This is a genomic window from Rhodococcus sp. P4_F5 (assembly GCF_056401315.1).
Map to the genome: position 1 here is coordinate 1 of NZ_JBFUJP010000058.1, position 14416 is coordinate 14416.

The window sequence follows — 14416 nt, forward strand, 5'->3', positions numbered from 1 at the left end:
GTGTGGCGCGGCGCGGTCGAGAGGCCTGACCGCGCCGCGCTTCCTGGCGGCGGTGCCGTCCGACCCGGCCCGTCGCGTCGTGGCGGGCCGGGTCGGACGGGTCGTCTAGTCCGAACCGGCGGTGACCGCGACGGCCTCGTCGATGCTGTGCGGCGCCGGGTCGTGGTCGTCGACGTGTGCGAGCACCTTGCGGCCGGTGGCCAGGACGGCGATCGCGGCGGCGGTGCAGGCGGCACCGACCCAGAACGGCAGGTGGATGTTGCTCTCGCCGAGCTTGCCCGCCAGGTACGGGGCTGCGGCGCCGCCGACGAAGCGCACGAAGCTGTAGGCGGCCGACGCGGTGGACCGCTCGACCGGGGCCGAGATCATCACCGTCTCGGTGATCAGTGTGTTGTTCACGCCGAGGAACAGCCCGGCGGCGACGACGCCGACGACCAGCACGGTCTTGTTCTCGGTGAACGCGGCCATCACCGCGAGGTCGACGGCGAACAGCGCGAGCGAGGCCATCATCATGTTCAGCGTCCCGTAGGCACGCTGCAGTCGCGGGGCCAGGAACACCGACGAGACCGCCAGCATCAGACCCCAGCCGAAGAAGATGAATCCGATTGAGTACGTGCCCATGTCGAGCGGGAACGGGGTGTATGCGAGCAGCGTGAAGAAGCCGTAGTTGTAGAGCAGTGCGGTGATCGCGACGGTGAGCAGCCCGCGGTGCCGTAGCGCCCGGAACGGGGCGGCGAGCGAGGTGCGGTCGGCCTTCGGTGCGGGGGTCGCGGGGAGCATCACCACGATCAGGATGAACGCGACCGCCATCAGCACCGCGACGCCGAAGAACGGCCCGCGCCAACTGACGCTGCCGAGCACGCCGCCGAGCAGCGGTCCGGTGGCGATGCCGATGCCCAGGGCCGCCTCGTACAGGATGATCGCGCGGGCGACGCCGCCGCTGGCCGCGCCGACGATGGTGGCGAGCGCGGTCGCGATGAACAGCGCGTTGCCCAGGCCCCAGCCGGCGCGGAAGCCGACGATCTGGCCGACGGTGTCGGACATGCCGGCGAGCGCGGAGAACACCACGATGATCGCCAGGCCGGAGAGCAGGGTCTTCTTGGGGCCGATCCGGCTGGACACCACGCCGGTGATCAGCATGGCGACGCCGGTGACAAGCATGTACGAGGTGAACAGGAGCGAGACCTGGGACGGCGTCGCGTTCAGTTCCTCGCCGATCGGCTTGAGGATGGGGTCGACCAGGCCGATGCCCATGAAGGCGATGACGCTGGCGAAGGCGACCGCCCACACCGCCTTGGGCTGGTGCAGGATGCTGGGGCTGTCGGTCTCGGCGTGGGAGGCCGTGGTGGTGCTGCTCACGGGCAAGTCCTTTGGAGTGAATGGGCCGCTGTGGTGAACGGGCTACGGCGGCAAATTGACGAGCTAGCGCTGAACTGCCGAGGACCGCAGGGCCGCGCGCAGGGCGGCCAGGCTTCGCGAAAGCTGTTCGACCTCTTCGCTGTCCATGTCCGGCAGGTGTTCGGCGAGGGTCGCCCCGATCTCGGCGCGTCCCGCCATGAGCCACTGGTGTCCGGCGTCGGTCAGTTCGACCACGACCGCCCTCGAATCCGAGGGGTCGCGTTGCCGGGTCGCCAGTCCGGTGTCGGTGAGCTGCTTGAGCAGCGCCGTCGCCGTCGGCTGTGAGCAGCGGTCGATGCGGGCGAACTCGCTGATGCGTAGCGCGCCGTACTCGTCGAGGTGGCCCAGTGCCCGCATCCACGCCCGCGGCCGGTCGTCGGTCGAGATCGACGACGCCAGCCGGGTGAAACGTGAGGTGTTGGTGACCAGTTCCGCGAGAACCTCGCGGAGCCTCGTCTCGGAACCGTCCTCGATGCTCACCGAATTAATATTGCATAGGCAAACTATGTATGTAAACCCCTGGGGGTTGGGATCTTCACCCTCGGGGTGAAGAAGTCGGCCGTCGGCCGGACGAAACTCGCAGTTCAGGGTGTTCGCATGCGACCGCGAAAAGGTCGTCGCCGCACCACCGGGAGAGGGGGAGCGATGCCGACCGAATTCTGCTCCGATCCGGCGGGGACTGTTGTCTCCCCCGCAGGGGCGGGAGACACTGGACTGGCAGCGTGTGGAGCTGAGGGGGTGGGGCGGATGCCCCCACTGGCTGGCCCGCGGCGAGCGGCATTCCTGTTCGCCGCCGTGCTCGCAGTGATCGGATACATCGGTGGTCTCGGACCCGCGTCGGCCGCTACCTACCCGTCGGCCGGCGACCCGTCCGGTTCCGTGCTGAACGGCGCCGAGGCGCCCGTTGCGGGTCTACCCCCGGTGACTGGAGCGGATCCCGGCGCGGGCGTGCCTCGGGCGGGGGTACTGCAGGGGCAACAGCTGCCGGGGTGCAACCAGACTGTCGACTGTCAGCCGCCCGATCTGGGGACCGTGCCCGACTACGGAGTGCCCGATTACGGGACCGTGCCCGACTACGGAGCGCCGGACACGGGACCCGTGCCTGACTACGGGGTGCCGGACACGGGACCTGCGCCTGATTACGAAGTCCCCGACACCGGAACCGTGCCCGACATCGAGGTTCCGCGGTGCAACCCGGACCTGATGCCGTGTGGACCGGTGGATCCTCCCGAGATCGTATGTCCGCCGACGTGCGTTCCCGACTGTGAACCTTACTGCGGTGGGCCGCCGCCGATCACGTGCGAGCCGAACTGCGTGCCGCCGCCGGTGAAGGTCTGCCCCGAGGATCCGTCGCTGTGCCCGCCGGGCGGTGAGATCAAGCCCGGTGAGATCAAGCCCGGTGAGATCACGCCTGGTGAGATCACGCCCGGTGAGATCACGCCCGGTGAGATCACGCCCGGTGAGACCAAGCCCGGTGAGACCAAGCCCGGTGAGACCAAGCCCGGCGAGACCAAGCCCGGTGAGACCAAGCCCGGCGAGACCGAGCCGGGGGAGGGCGCCCCGGTCGAGCGACCGGCGGCCATCCCCGGCAGCGCGCCCCCGCTGACCGCGGTCCCCGTCCCGATCCCGGTGGGAACGCCGTCCCCGGCGCCCGACCAGGGCCTGCTGCTCAGCACCCCCGTGGTGGCGCCAGGCGAGGAGCTGACCGCGACCGGCGAGGGCTGCCCGGCGGGTGCGACGGTGTCCATCTCGCTCGGCGGCGCGTCTGCGGGGCAGGTTGCCGCCGACGATGCCGGCACATTCACCGCGCCGCTGTCGACGGAGACGACGTCGGTCGGGCAGTACCGGGTGGCCGCGGACTGCGGACCGGTCCTCACCGCACCGCTCGACGTCGTGCTGGTCAGTCACGCGAGCGGCGCCACGTCCACCGGGGTCGTCATCGTGTTCTTTCTCCTCGTCGGCCTCCTGATCTACCGGCGCCGCCTGCTACCCGTGTCACCGCCTGCCGAGGAGCACTCATGAAGTCGTGGTTGATCGTGCTGGCCGTCGTCCTGTTGGGTGCACTGGGCCCCACGACCGGAGCGGCGGTAGCGTCGGACGCGGCGACACTTGCCGCAGGCGCGGTGACACTGTCGGCGACCGTCAACGGGCAGGACGTGGCGTCTGCGGACCAGCAGCACCCGGTCCGGCTCGACCCCGCCACACCTGCGGACGTCGCGGTCACCGTCACCAACGGGGGCTCGGTGCCGCTCACCGTCGCCGCCGTCGACTTCTCCGGGCATGTCCTCGGGCTGAGCTTCTTCGCATTCCATACCTCCGTGGCCGCGACGGTCGGGCCGGGTGCGACGAAGACGCTGTCCTATCCTCTCGACCTGTCCGGGCTCGACGGCCAGGCCACCGGTCTGGTCAACGGCACCCTGGCGGTGCAGGGGGCCGACGGCGAGCCGGTCGCACAGTTGCCGACGGTCGTCGACGTGCAGGGCTCGCTGGTCTCCGTGTACGGACTGTTCGGGCTCGCGCTGGTGATCCTGACAGTCCTGGCGCTCGTCGACACGGCGCTGGCGATCGCCCGGAACCGGATGCCGCAGAACCGGTGGCGGCGTGGGCTGCGGCTGCTCACCCCCGGGATCGGGATCGGGCTGGTGCTGGTGTTCACGTTGTCCGCGTTCCGGGTGTGGGTGCCGAGCACCGAACGCTGGCTGTTCGTCGCCGGGGCATTCGCCGTGGGGTTCTTCCTTCTCGGCTACCTCACGCCGACGCCGCCGGACGCCGACGCGGAACTCGACGAGGCGCTCGCCGATCAGGAACGGGCTGAACAGGAGCTGGCGGATCAGGAGCTGGCGGATCAGGAACTGGCGGAACGCAAGCCGGCCGGACGGGACGAGCGATGACCACCGAAGCGGAATCGGCACTGGTCCGGGACTCGTTGCCCGGCTACGAGATCGGCGGCGAGATCGGCCACGGCGGCTGCGGCGTGGTGCTCTCCGGCAGGCACCGGGCGCTCAGCCGCCCGGTCGCCATCAAGCAGTTGCCGCCGGCATTCGCGTCGGACCCGGCGGTCCGGCACCGATTCGCCGCGGAGGGCCGGTTGCTCGCCTCGCTGGACCATCCGCACGTGGTGCCGGTGTACGACTTCGTCGAGCACGACGGGCTGTGCCTGCTGGTGATGGAAATGCTGCCCGGCGGCACCGTGTGGAGCCGCTTCACCAAGGTCGGCTTCAACGCGCACTCGGCGGTCGCGGTGGCCCTGGCCTGCGCGGCCGGTCTGACGGCGGCCCACACGCGCGGGATCCTGCACCGGGACGTCAAGCCGGAGAACCTGATGTTTGCCGCGTCCGGGGCGGTCAAGGTTACGGACTTCGGGATAGCGAAGGTGGTCGGCGGCGATCAGACCCTCGCCACCCGCGAGGGCGACGTCCTGGGCACGCCCTCGTACATCGCCCCCGAACAGGCGCGCGGCGGGGATCTCTCGCCCGCGACCGACGTGTACGCGCTGGCGACGATGCTCTACGAACTGCTCTCGGGTTCGCTGCCGTTCCCGGCCGTCGACACCGCAATGGCAATGCTCTTCATGCACGCCTTCGACGAGCCCATCCCGTTGCTCGAGGTGGCGCCCACGATCCCCGAACCGATCGCCGAGGTGGTGATGCGGGGTCTCGCCACCGACCCGGCTGTCCGGTTCCCCACGGCGGAGTCGTTCGGAGTGGAGCTGGCCGCGGCGTCGACGGGGCGTTGGGGTCCGGGTTGGCTTGCCGTGGAGGGTATTCCGGTGATGGGGGCGGACTCGATCGTGACCGCCGCCGGGTCGGGTGTGGTCTCGCCGACGGCACCCGAGTCCGAGACCTCGCCGCTGCCGGTGACCCGGCCGCATCCGAAGCGGGCGACCGCCGCGGACACCGCACCGCCGACCGAGCGGGGCGGGGACGAGCCTCCGCCGACCGCGCCCGGGTCGCCCTCGTCGGCTGGCGCGACGGCTGACCGGCCGACCGCGGCGTCCGAGTCGACGGCGGGCTACGACTCGGACGCGACAATGAATCCCACTGTGCAGCACAGGTCCACGTCGAGTCCCCCGGTCCGCCCGTCGATCACGGTGCACCCACCGGGGGCCCGGTTGGTGGACCTGAGGGACACGGACCTCGTGCCGGTGCAGTCGGTCCTGACGGTCCCGTCTCCGCGGGTGCCGTTCCTCGCGGCCGGAGCACTGGGGGCGCTCGCGGTCGCGGTCGCGCTGGTGGGGGTCGGCTCCCCGGCGTCGGCCCCGCTGCCGCCGCCCGGGGCGGTCACGGTGGCGGGTGCGGACCCCGCCGTCACCGACCCGGTCGCGCTCGACCTCACCCAGCCGATCCCGGTGACCGTCGCCGATCCCGGGCCGGCGGACGCCGCGACGGTCTCGCTACGGGTGCTCGGACGGGCCGTGCAGAGTCAGAGCGCGCCGCTGCTGCCCGGCGCGCCGGCCGCGGCGACCGTGCCACCGCTCGGCGGTGGCTACCTGGTGGCGGGCTCGCTCACCGGCGAGGTGGCGCTGACCCAGGCCGGCGGGGTGACACAGACCTGGCAGTTCCCGGTGCGGACCGCCCAGCGCCCGACGACCACGGCGGTGGCGGCGGGCGTGGTGGTGCTGCTGCTGTTCGCCTTCGCGTATCTGGAGTCGTTCCTGCGCTCGCTGTTGCGCGGGCGCCGGCGGGTCACGGGGTCCGTCGGGGTGCCGGCGAGCGCGGCAGTCCTGGCGGTGGGAGCRGTGGGAGCGGTGTGGGTGCTGCTCGGTCACCAGCCCACCGTCGCCACGATCGTGGTCAGCGCCGTGCTCGCGTCCGCGGCCGGGGTCGCGGCCGTGGTCGGCGCGTCGCGGGTGGGCCGCACCCGCCGGTACCGGCGGGCGCAACGCCGCTGACCGGTCAGCCCTGAGGGGAGCGGACGGCCTCGGCGAACGCCGTCATCAGCGCGGGGTCCTTGACGCCGCGGCTCGACTCGATGCCGCTCGACACGTCGACGCCCCAGGCGCCGCTCGATGCCACCGCCCGCGCCACGTTCGCCGGCGTCAGCCCGCCGGCCAGCACCCAGCGCCGGGTGGGCAGCGCGCTGCGGTCCTGCCAGTCCCAGGTGACGCCCGCGCCCGCGACCGCGCCGTCCACCAGCAGCAGGTCCTCGCCGAGGTCCGAGTCCAGGTCGGTCGCGCTCCCGGTGTTCAACGCCCGCACCACCTTCAGGCCCGCGTCGTGCAGCATCGCGACGTCCGCCGCGGACCACAGGTCGTGCACCTGCACGGTGCCGAGCCCCGCCACCCGGGCCGTCTCGACGATCTCGTCGAGGCCGATGCCGACGTACACGCCGACGGCGAGGGTGCCGTCGGGGACGCGGGCCCGCAGTCGCGCCGCGTGCTCCGCGGTCACCTGCCGCGGGCTGCGGGCCAGCACGAACCCGACCGCGTCGACACCCAGGCCCACGGCCAGGTCCACGGTGGCCTCGTCGCGCAGTCCGCACATCTTGATGAAAGTCATGAAACTCGAGGTCCTCCCGGTGGGCGTTCGGTTCCAGGATATTCGGTGCATCGGGCCGGTCCGGCCACGGCAGCCGTTACGCTCACCCCGCACACGAGACGGCACGCACACGGAGGTTGACGGCATGAAGCTCGAGCACGCGGTGTTCCTGGGCGCCACGACGGCGACGGTTGTCGGTGCCGTCATCGGAAACGAGCGGCTCCAGCAGGTGGCCAAGCCCCTGATGGCGCCCGCGCTGGCGGTCCGGGTGCTGCGCCGCCGCGCGGACGTGGACGCCGCCGACGCCGGGCTGCTGCTGGCGGGGCTCGCGRCCGCCACCGTCGGCGACGTGTTCATGATCGAGCCGGACGACGACGCCCGGTTGGTGCGCGGCGCCTCCTCGTTCGCGGTGATGCAGGCCGGCTACTCCACGCTGCTGGCCCGCCACGGCGCCCGCCCGACGGCCCCCGCGCTGGTGCCGCGGCTGGCCGGCTGGCTGGGTGCGGCCGGCGTGCTGCGGTCCCGGGCACGGACGGTGTCCACCCCGCTCACCGCGTACGGCGCCGTGCTGGGCACCACCTCGACGTTGTCGGCGGACCCGGCGCTCGCGCCCGGCGCGACGGTGGTCGCCGGCACCGCACTGCCGAACGCGGACCGCCGCAGCTGGCTCGCCCTCGGCGGCATGCTGTTCACCGGGTCGGACGCGCTGATCGTGGTGCGGCGCTTGTTCGTTCGCGGCGAGGGCGGTCGCCGCGCGGCGGAGGGCGTGATCCTGGCCAGCTACGCCGCCGCCCAGGTGCTGCTGGTCGAGGGCATGCTCGCACTCGGCGCCTCGCGGCGTGGCGGGAACTGACGACTCGGCGGGAAGTCCTCAGGGGCACAAGATGATCCGGTCTCGGTTCTTGGGGTCGACCCGGATGGTGACCGTCGCCCCGGGGGCGAAGCGTTCGCGGTCCTCCTCGGCGACCTCGTAGACCACCCGGCCGGTGTAGCTCTCCTCGCCCGGCACCACCAGCCGCAGTTTCAGCGCAGTGAGCTGACCGTGGTCGGGGGTCTCGGCCAGGCGCTGGGCGCTCTCGACCGTGGCCCAGCCCTCCATCCCGCGCTTGAGCAGCTTGCGGTCCGCGTGGGTGGGTCGGTTCGCCCACATCATCCCCAGTCCGAGCGTCGCCCCGTACGCCGCGAGCAGTCCGCCGACCTGATAGGGCGCGGTGCCCTCCTCGGTGTACTGGATCAGCCAGCCCAGCCAGACCGCCAGGACGATCACGTAGCCGGCCGTGATGGCGAGCACGGTGCGGACGATGCGATCGTGGAACATCACAGTCCTCCTCCGTCCAGGATAGGCCCGCCGGTGCCCGGCGACCTGCACGGCTTCGTCCCGCGATCGCCGGGCCACTAGGGTCGTTTGTGACGGCAGCGTCGGGACGGCGTTGCCATTGCCGACGGTTGAAGGGGTGTGCGCGTGGGTTCACGTCGAGTGTGGCCGGTTGTGATTGCCGCCGTGGTGGCGACTACCGCCGCGGCCTGCGGGACGTCCACCGCGGAGCAGGCGGCGCCGTCCGCCGACACGACCACGGCGGTGGAGACGACGACACCGGCACCGGCCCCCACCACCGCCGCGGTCACCACAACCACCACTCCGGCGCCGCCGACCGCCACGACCACTGCCGGGCCCACCACGCTGGCGACCATCGAGTTCGTCCGGAACGAGGCCGTCTACTTCTCCTCGGCCGACGGCCGATTCCAGTGCGGCATCGTCGAGCTGGCCTCGCGAGTGGAAGCCGGATGCCAGGGCACCACCACCCCGGTGCCGCCGCGTCCGGACGACTGCATGATCGGCTGGGGCAACGGCATTCGCATCACCGGCGACGGCCGCGGCGCCTTCATGTGTGCGGGCGGGCCGATCTACCTCACCGCGACCGATGCCCCCGGCGCCCCGCTGGCCGCGGGGCAGAAGGTCAGCTCGTTCGGGTACACCTGCACGTCCGAGGCGGCGGGAGTGACCTGCCGCAAGGACGACACCGGCCACGGCTTCCGGATCGCTGCGGCGTCCAACGAAGTCTTCTGAGAGCGGGCACCACGACATGACCGAACACGAGCCCGGACCCACCGAGTGGGGGGAACACCCGCATGGGGTGGGGCCGTGGGCGGTCGAGCACGAGGAGCCCGAACCGACCGACTCGCGCTACGACCCGGAACTGCTGGCGTTGGGGGACCGGCGCAATGTCGTCGACGCCTACCGGTACTGGACGCGCGAGGCCATCGTCGCGGACATCGACAGCCGGCGACATCCCTTCCACGTCGCGATCGAGAACTTCGGGCACGACGCGAACATCGGCACCGTGGTCCGCACCGCCAACGCCTTCGCAGCCGCCGCCGTGCACATCGTCGGCCGTCGGCGCTGGAACCGCCGGGGCGCCATGGTCACCGACCGGTACCAGCACATCGTCCACCACCCCGACGCCGCCGAACTGTTCGAGTTCGCCGCGCGGGAGGACCTGGTCGTGGTCGCCGTCGACAACACCCCGGGCTCGGTGCCGATCGAGACGGCCAACCTGCCGCGCGGGTGCATCCTGCTCTTCGGCCAGGAGGGGCCTGGGGTGACCGAGCACGCGAAGCGGTCGGCCGCGATGACCGTCTCCATCGCGCAGTTCGGCTCGACCCGCAGCATCAATGCGGGGGTCGCGGCGGGGATCGCCATGCACGCCTGGATCCGCCAGCATGCGGACCTGGGACAGTCCTGGTAGCCAATCGGCGCGCGAGTAGGCAGGATCTGTTGTCATGGGGGACGAGTGGTCGAGCAGGGCGGACGCCGCCGAGGAGGCGATGGTCTCCCGGCACGTCCGGCGGCTGTGGGCGCTGCCGGGGACTGCGCTCGGCGTGGTGGCCTGGCCTGCGGTACGTAAGGAACGACTCTTCCTGACCTGGCACTACTGGTGGCAGGCGCACCTGCTCGACTGCATGATCGACGCGGCCGAGCGGGAACCGACCGCAAAGCGGCGCCGCAGGATCGCGAAAACCGCCCGGGCCCACCGGATCCGGAACCTGACCGGCTGGACCAACAGCTACTACGACGACATGGCCTGGCTCGGCATCTCGCTCGAACGCGCGCAGCGACTCCAGCACGTCGACTACCGGATCCCGATCCAGGCGCTCGAGTCCGAGGTCTTCGACTCCTGGGCGCCGGAACGCGGCGGCGGCATCCCCTGGTGCAAGAGGTCGAACTTCTACAACACCCCGGCCAACGGTCCGGCGGCGATCATGCTCGCCCGGACCGGGCGGCTCTGGCGCGCGCAGGCGATGTCCGACTGGATCGACGCCACCCTGCGCGACCCGGCAACCGGCCTGATCTTCGACGGCGTCCGGACCGGGATCCGGGCGAGCGGCATCGATCTGGCGGCCCAGGCGCTGCTCAGCGGACGGCGGCGGACGCCGAACCTGGAGCCGGGCGCGGAGCGGCAGGAACTCGACCGCGCGATCTACAGCTACTGCCAGGGTGTGGTGCTCGGGCTGGAGACGGAACTCGCCGTGCGGGTGGGCGATCCGCGCCACCGGGAGCGGGTGCACGCGCTGGTCGCCGCCGTCGACCGGAACCTGACCGTGGACGGCGTCATCTCCGGGGGCGGGGGCGGCGACGGCGGACTGTTCGACGGCATCCTGGCCCGGTACCTGGCGTTGGTCGCCGCCGACCTGCCCGGCGACGATGCCGCCGACCTGCGGGCTCGCCGGACGGCCGGGGCGATCGTGCTGGACTCGGCCGACGCGGCCTGGGACAACCGGCTGCAGGTGGAGGGGTTGCCACTGTTCGGCCACGACTGGGCGAAGCCCGCGCAGATGCCGGGGCTCGGCGACGGCATCGCGACCTTCACCGGCGGGACCGTCCGGTCCTCGGACATCGCGGAGCGGGACTTCTCGGTGCAGCTCGGCGGCTGGATGCTGATGGAGGCCGCGCACGTCGCGGCCGGGGCGTTCGGACGCTGACCGGAACGTCGAGCTGTGCCGGTCAGGTCGGCGTCGACTCCGCCTGGATCACCCGGGTCACCGCGTCGATCAGGGCGAGGTGGGTGAAGGCCTGCGGGAAGTTGCCCTGGTGCCGGCCGGTGGCCGCGTCGATCTCCTCGGCGTACAGCCCGAGCGGGCTGGCCAGCGCCAGCAGCCGTTCGCACAGCGCGCTCGCCCACTCGTCCTCGCCGATCATCGACAGCGCCGTCACCAGCCAGAACGAGCAGGTCACGAAGGCGCCCTCGGTGCCGCTGAGCCCGTCGTCGGTCTCGGTGGTCCGGTAGCGCAGCACCAGACCGTCGGCGGTCAGCTCGTCGGCGATCGCGTTCACCGTGGCCCGCACCCGCACGTCGTCCGGGGGTAGGAACCCCATGATCGGCAGCAGCAGCACGGCCGCGTCGAGCGAGGTGGAGCCGTAGCTCTGCACGAACACCCCGCGGGCGTCGACGCCGTGCGCGCACACGTCTGCGTGGATCTCGTCGGCCTGCTCGCGCCACCGGCGCGCCAGGTCCGCGTCCCCGCGGCCGGCGGCGAGCGTCGCCCCCCGATCGACCGCGACCCAGCACATCGCCTTCGACGCGGTGAAATGCTGCGGCTCGCCACGGATCTCCCAGATGCCGCGGTCGGGTTCGCGCCACACCGCCAGCGCACCCGCGACCAGGTTCGTCACCAGGGTCCAGGCCGGGGGACCGAGCTGGCTGGCATGTTTCACGTGGGTGGCGATGGAGTCGACGGTCATGCCCCACATGTCGTGCTGCTGCTGGTCCCAGGCGCCGTTTCCGATCCGCACCGGCCGGGCGCCGTCGTAGCCGCCGAGATGGTCGAGGGTGTGCTCGGTGAGCTCTCGTTCGGCGTCGAGGCCGTACATGATCTGCAACGGACCGGACGCGACGGTGTCGACGAGGAAGGCGAAGTACTCGAACGCCTCCCACTCGTGGCCGAGCTCGAACAGGGCCCGAAGGATGAACGTCGAGTCCCGGATCCAGGTGAAGCGGTAGTCCCAGTTGCGCTCGCCGCCGGGCGTTTCCGGCAGCGAGGTGGTCGCGGCGGCCATGATGGAGCCGGTCGGCGCGTAGGTCAGTCCCTTGAGCGTGAGGGCGCTGCGCTCGAGGTGCGGGCGCCACCTGTGGTCGGGCAACCGGGTGTGCCGCAGCCAGCGCAGGAAGAACCGTTCGGTGTCACTGACCTGCCCGGCCGCCACGTCGTAGTCGGCCGGTGTCCAGTCTCCCCAGGACAGTGCCACGAAGGCGGTGTCGCCGGCGTCCATGTCGACCCGGCCGCCGGCGCGGGCGCCGCCGAGGCCGAGGCTCAGGCTGGTGGTCAGCGTCAGCGCAACCGTCGAACCGGCCGCGGCGGCGCGCGCGGACCCGTAGCCGTCGGCGGAGTACCGCCACGAACCGGGCGTGCGGCCGTAGTCGAACAGCGGAAGGCAGTTCGTGGTGAGCTCGACGGTCCCTTCCAGGCAGACCACGGTGCGCACCAGGCAGCCCAGCGCCACGAAGCCGGACGGCGGCCGCCGGTAGTGCTCCATCCGCCCGCCACCCCGGTACGGCGCCATCGCCATGGCGTCGCGCACCACCAGGGTGCCGGTGGGGGTGCACCAGGTGGTCTCGAGCACCAGCGTCCCCGGCAGGTAGCGGCGCTGGGAGGGCACGGTGAGGCCGGCGGGCGCCAGCCGGAAGTAGCCGGCCCTCCGGTCCAGGAGCGCACCGAACACGCTAGGGGCGTCGGGCCGCGGCAGGCACAGCCACTCCACGCTGCCGTCGGGGGCGATCAGTGCGGAGGTCTCGCAGTCGGAGAGGAAGGCGTAGTCCGCGATCGGCGGGAAGTCGGACATCGCGTCGGCCGTCCTTCCCTGCAGTCGGGGAGGACGACTCTACCCAGGCCGCGCCCGTCAGTCGACGGTGTAGTCCTCGGCGGGGCGCGCCATCTCCTGCCGGTACTGCCGAATCCCGATGATCGTGCCCACCACCAGCAGGGTGATCAGGACTCCGAGCACGGCGGGCATCAGCCACGGGACCCGGTGCAGGAAGCCACCCGCGTAGAAACCGAGCAGCAGCAGCACCGGGGCCCAGGCGAGGGCGCCGAGGGTGCTCGCCACGGTGTACGTGCGGTGGTTCATCCGGGCCGCGCCCGCGACCATCGGGCAGAGCGTGCGCACCCACGGGATCCAGCGGGCGACCAGCACCGACCAGAACCCGTGCCGGTCCAACAGCGTGTTCACCTTGTGCAGGTGCTCGGTGGTGACGTACTTGCCGCCGCGGCGCGCAACCAGTCGATGACCGGTTCGGTGCCCGATCGCGTACCCGACCTGGTTCCCGGCGATCGCGGCGATCGCGGCGCCGGCGGCCAGCGCCCACACGTGGACGGCGCCCGAGGCGTGTCCGGCGAGCACGATGCCCGCCGTCAGGAGCATCGAGTCGCCGGGGAGGAACAACCCGACAATGAACGCGCACTCGAGAAACACGAAGGTGACGACGATCAGCCACACCAGCATCGGCCCCGCCGTCTCGAGCGGTCCGAAGACGCCTGCGGCAAGTGTCACTGAGTCGAGTCCGGTGTCGGAGCCGAGGTCGGCGTGGGGACTGGGCCGGTCATGAGGGCGGCGCCCGTCACAGAACTTCGAACATCACGGGATCAGGGCGTGCGCTCGTCTTGGGGCGCGGCGGCGGGTTCGGGCGCCACACCACCGGCCTTGCGGGAGGCCAGGAACCGCTTGCCGACCTCCAGCATGATCGGGATCACCGAGACGAAGACGATGAGGATGAAGATGACGTCGACGTTCTTCTGGATGAACGTGATCTGGCCGAGGAAGTAGCCGAGCAGCGTGACACCGGCGCCCCACACGATGCCGCCGATGACGTTGTAGGTGAGGAACACCGAGTACTTCATCTTCGCCGCGCCGGCCACCAACGGGGCGAAGGTGCGCACGATCGGCACGAAGCGGGCCAGGAAGATGGTGGCGGGGCCGTGCTTGTCGAAGAAGGCGTGCGACTCGTCGAGGTAGGCCTTCTTGAAGATCTTCGAATCGTTCGACTTGAAGAGGGTGGAGCCGCCCTTTGCCCCGATGAGGTAGCCGACCTGGTCGCCGAGGATCGCGGCGATCGGGATCGTCACCATGAGCACCCACAGCGGTGCGAACGGCTCGATCTCCGTCGACTTCGACGCCGCGATGAGACCCGCCGTGAACAGCAGCGAATCACCAGGCAGCAGCGGGAACAACAGGCCCGACTCGATGAACACCACCAGCAGCAGGCCCGCGAGGACCCACGTGCCGAACGAGTTCAACATGTTGACGGGGTCGAGGAATCCGGGCAGCAGCGCCAGATTCGTGGTCACGGACTCTGATGCCGCCTGCACAATCACGCGGCCCAGAGTACCGGGGTCCGCTGAGTGCACGCTGAGCCCGTCGCCTTGACAGGCGGAATCAAGCCTGGTCAGTGGCCGCGGGCCTGGTCAGGGGACGCAGAGGAGACTATCGGCGTCCGGGTTGCCATACTGCATGTACCCAACCGGAGCACCGACACGATCGGTGCCAC

14 protein-coding genes are annotated in these 14416 nt (G+C 71.3%); 7 read left to right on the top strand and 7 right to left on the bottom strand.

Annotated features, from left to right (window positions below):
• Window positions 1-105: 105 nt before the first annotated feature.
• Both AC1DU4_RS19635 and AC1DU4_RS19640 read right to left on the bottom strand, forming a co-directional pair.
• Window positions 106-1365 carry an MFS transporter gene (locus tag AC1DU4_RS19635; protein ID WP_477842636.1) on the bottom strand — a complete coding sequence of 420 codons (1260 nt, stop codon included), beginning with the start codon at window positions 1363-1365 and terminating at the stop codon, window positions 106-108.
• A gap of 57 nt (window positions 1366-1422) precedes the next feature.
• On the bottom strand, window positions 1423-1878 hold the full coding sequence (locus AC1DU4_RS19640) for a MarR family winged helix-turn-helix transcriptional regulator (protein ID WP_072847465.1): 456 nt from the start codon (window positions 1876-1878) through the stop codon (window positions 1423-1425).
• 834 nt (window positions 1879-2712) lie between these two features.
• Between AC1DU4_RS19640 and AC1DU4_RS19645 the strand changes: the two genes are divergently transcribed.
• The 3 genes from AC1DU4_RS19645 to AC1DU4_RS19655 are packed head-to-tail and all read left to right on the top strand — an operon-like array spanning window position 2713 to window position 6289.
• The gene (locus tag AC1DU4_RS19645) at window positions 2713-3420 is read left to right on the top strand and encodes a hypothetical protein (RefSeq protein ID WP_477842639.1); all 708 of its coding nucleotides are present in this window, start codon (window positions 2713-2715) and stop codon (window positions 3418-3420) included.
• Window positions 3417-4289: a hypothetical protein gene (locus AC1DU4_RS19650; protein ID WP_477842641.1), complete on the top strand. Its 873-nt coding sequence runs from the start codon at window positions 3417-3419 to the stop codon at window positions 4287-4289. Before AC1DU4_RS19645 ends, AC1DU4_RS19650 begins: the two co-directional genes overlap by 4 nt.
• Entirely contained in the window at window positions 4286-6289 is a 2004-nt protein-coding gene (locus AC1DU4_RS19655) for a serine/threonine-protein kinase (RefSeq protein WP_477842643.1), read from the top strand. The genes AC1DU4_RS19650 and AC1DU4_RS19655 overlap by 4 nt, the downstream gene beginning before the upstream one ends.
• Window positions 6290-6293: 4 nt before the next feature.
• On the opposite strand, the gene AC1DU4_RS19660 is transcribed toward AC1DU4_RS19655, so the two are convergent.
• The gene (locus AC1DU4_RS19660) at window positions 6294-6896 is read right to left on the bottom strand and encodes a phosphoribosylanthranilate isomerase (protein ID WP_477842645.1); all 603 of its coding nucleotides are present in this window, start codon (window positions 6894-6896) and stop codon (window positions 6294-6296) included.
• Window positions 6897-7020: 124 nt separating this feature from the next.
• Between AC1DU4_RS19660 and AC1DU4_RS19665 the strand changes: the two genes are divergently transcribed.
• On the top strand, window positions 7021-7728 hold the full coding sequence (locus AC1DU4_RS19665) for a lysoplasmalogenase family protein (RefSeq protein WP_477842647.1): 708 nt from the start codon (window positions 7021-7023) through the stop codon (window positions 7726-7728).
• Window positions 7729-7746: 18 nt separating this feature from the next.
• On the opposite strand, the gene AC1DU4_RS19670 is transcribed toward AC1DU4_RS19665, so the two are convergent.
• On the bottom strand, window positions 7747-8193 hold the full coding sequence (locus tag AC1DU4_RS19670) for a DUF3592 domain-containing protein (protein ID WP_072846211.1): 447 nt from the start codon (window positions 8191-8193) through the stop codon (window positions 7747-7749).
• 144 nt (window positions 8194-8337) lie between these two features.
• Here AC1DU4_RS19670 and AC1DU4_RS19675 point away from each other — a divergent pair, with 144 nt between their 5' ends.
• From AC1DU4_RS19675 to AC1DU4_RS19685, 3 genes are read left to right on the top strand one after another with little or no spacing between them, the layout of a single operon-like run.
• Window positions 8338-8943, top strand: a complete 606-nt coding sequence (locus AC1DU4_RS19675) for a DUF6636 domain-containing protein (protein ID WP_477842649.1) — start codon at window positions 8338-8340, stop codon at window positions 8941-8943.
• A gap of 16 nt (window positions 8944-8959) precedes the next feature.
• Window positions 8960-9622, top strand: a complete 663-nt coding sequence (locus AC1DU4_RS19680; RefSeq protein WP_477842651.1) for a TrmH family RNA methyltransferase — start codon at window positions 8960-8962, stop codon at window positions 9620-9622.
• Window positions 9623-9656: 34 nt separating this feature from the next.
• Complete coding sequence (locus AC1DU4_RS19685) at window positions 9657-10856, top strand: glycoside hydrolase family 76 protein (RefSeq protein ID WP_477842653.1); 1200 nt, start codon at window positions 9657-9659, stop codon at window positions 10854-10856.
• A gap of 22 nt (window positions 10857-10878) precedes the next feature.
• Here AC1DU4_RS19685 and AC1DU4_RS19690 read toward each other — a convergent pair whose 3' ends face one another.
• The 3 genes from AC1DU4_RS19690 to AC1DU4_RS19700 form a co-directional block, all read right to left on the bottom strand.
• Entirely contained in the window at window positions 10879-12714 is a 1836-nt protein-coding gene (locus AC1DU4_RS19690; protein ID WP_477842655.1) for a glycoside hydrolase family 15 protein, read from the bottom strand.
• 57 nt (window positions 12715-12771) lie between these two features.
• Window positions 12772-13374, bottom strand: coding sequence for a DedA family protein (locus AC1DU4_RS19695; RefSeq protein WP_072846212.1), 603 nt, complete (start codon window positions 13372-13374; stop codon window positions 12772-12774).
• Window positions 13375-13514: 140 nt separating this feature from the next.
• Window positions 13515-14243 carry a VTT domain-containing protein gene (locus tag AC1DU4_RS19700; protein WP_477842657.1) on the bottom strand — a complete coding sequence of 243 codons (729 nt, stop codon included), beginning with the start codon at window positions 14241-14243 and terminating at the stop codon, window positions 13515-13517.
• Between the last annotated feature and the right edge of the window lie 173 nt (window positions 14244-14416).

Excerpts from the sequence above, each read along its gene's own strand:
- AC1DU4_RS19690 (WP_477842655.1), bottom strand. The coding sequence starts at position 12,714 with ATGTCCGACTTCCCGCCGATCGCGGACTACGCCTTCCTCTCCGACTGC.
- AC1DU4_RS19685 (WP_477842653.1), top strand. The coding sequence starts at position 9,657 with ATGGGGGACGAGTGGTCGAGCAGGGCGGACGCCGCCGAGGAGGCGATG.
- AC1DU4_RS19660 (WP_477842645.1), bottom strand. The coding sequence starts at position 6,896 with ATGACTTTCATCAAGATGTGCGGACTGCGCGACGAGGCCACCGTGGAC.
- AC1DU4_RS19650 (WP_477842641.1), top strand. The coding sequence starts at position 3,417 with ATGAAGTCGTGGTTGATCGTGCTGGCCGTCGTCCTGTTGGGTGCACTG.
- AC1DU4_RS19670 (WP_072846211.1), bottom strand. The coding sequence starts at position 8,193 with ATGTTCCACGATCGCATCGTCCGCACCGTGCTCGCCATCACGGCCGGC.
- AC1DU4_RS19695 (WP_072846212.1), bottom strand. The coding sequence starts at position 13,374 with ATGCTGGTGTGGCTGATCGTCGTCACCTTCGTGTTTCTCGAGTGCGCG.
- AC1DU4_RS19680 (WP_477842651.1), top strand. The coding sequence starts at position 8,960 with ATGACCGAACACGAGCCCGGACCCACCGAGTGGGGGGAACACCCGCAT.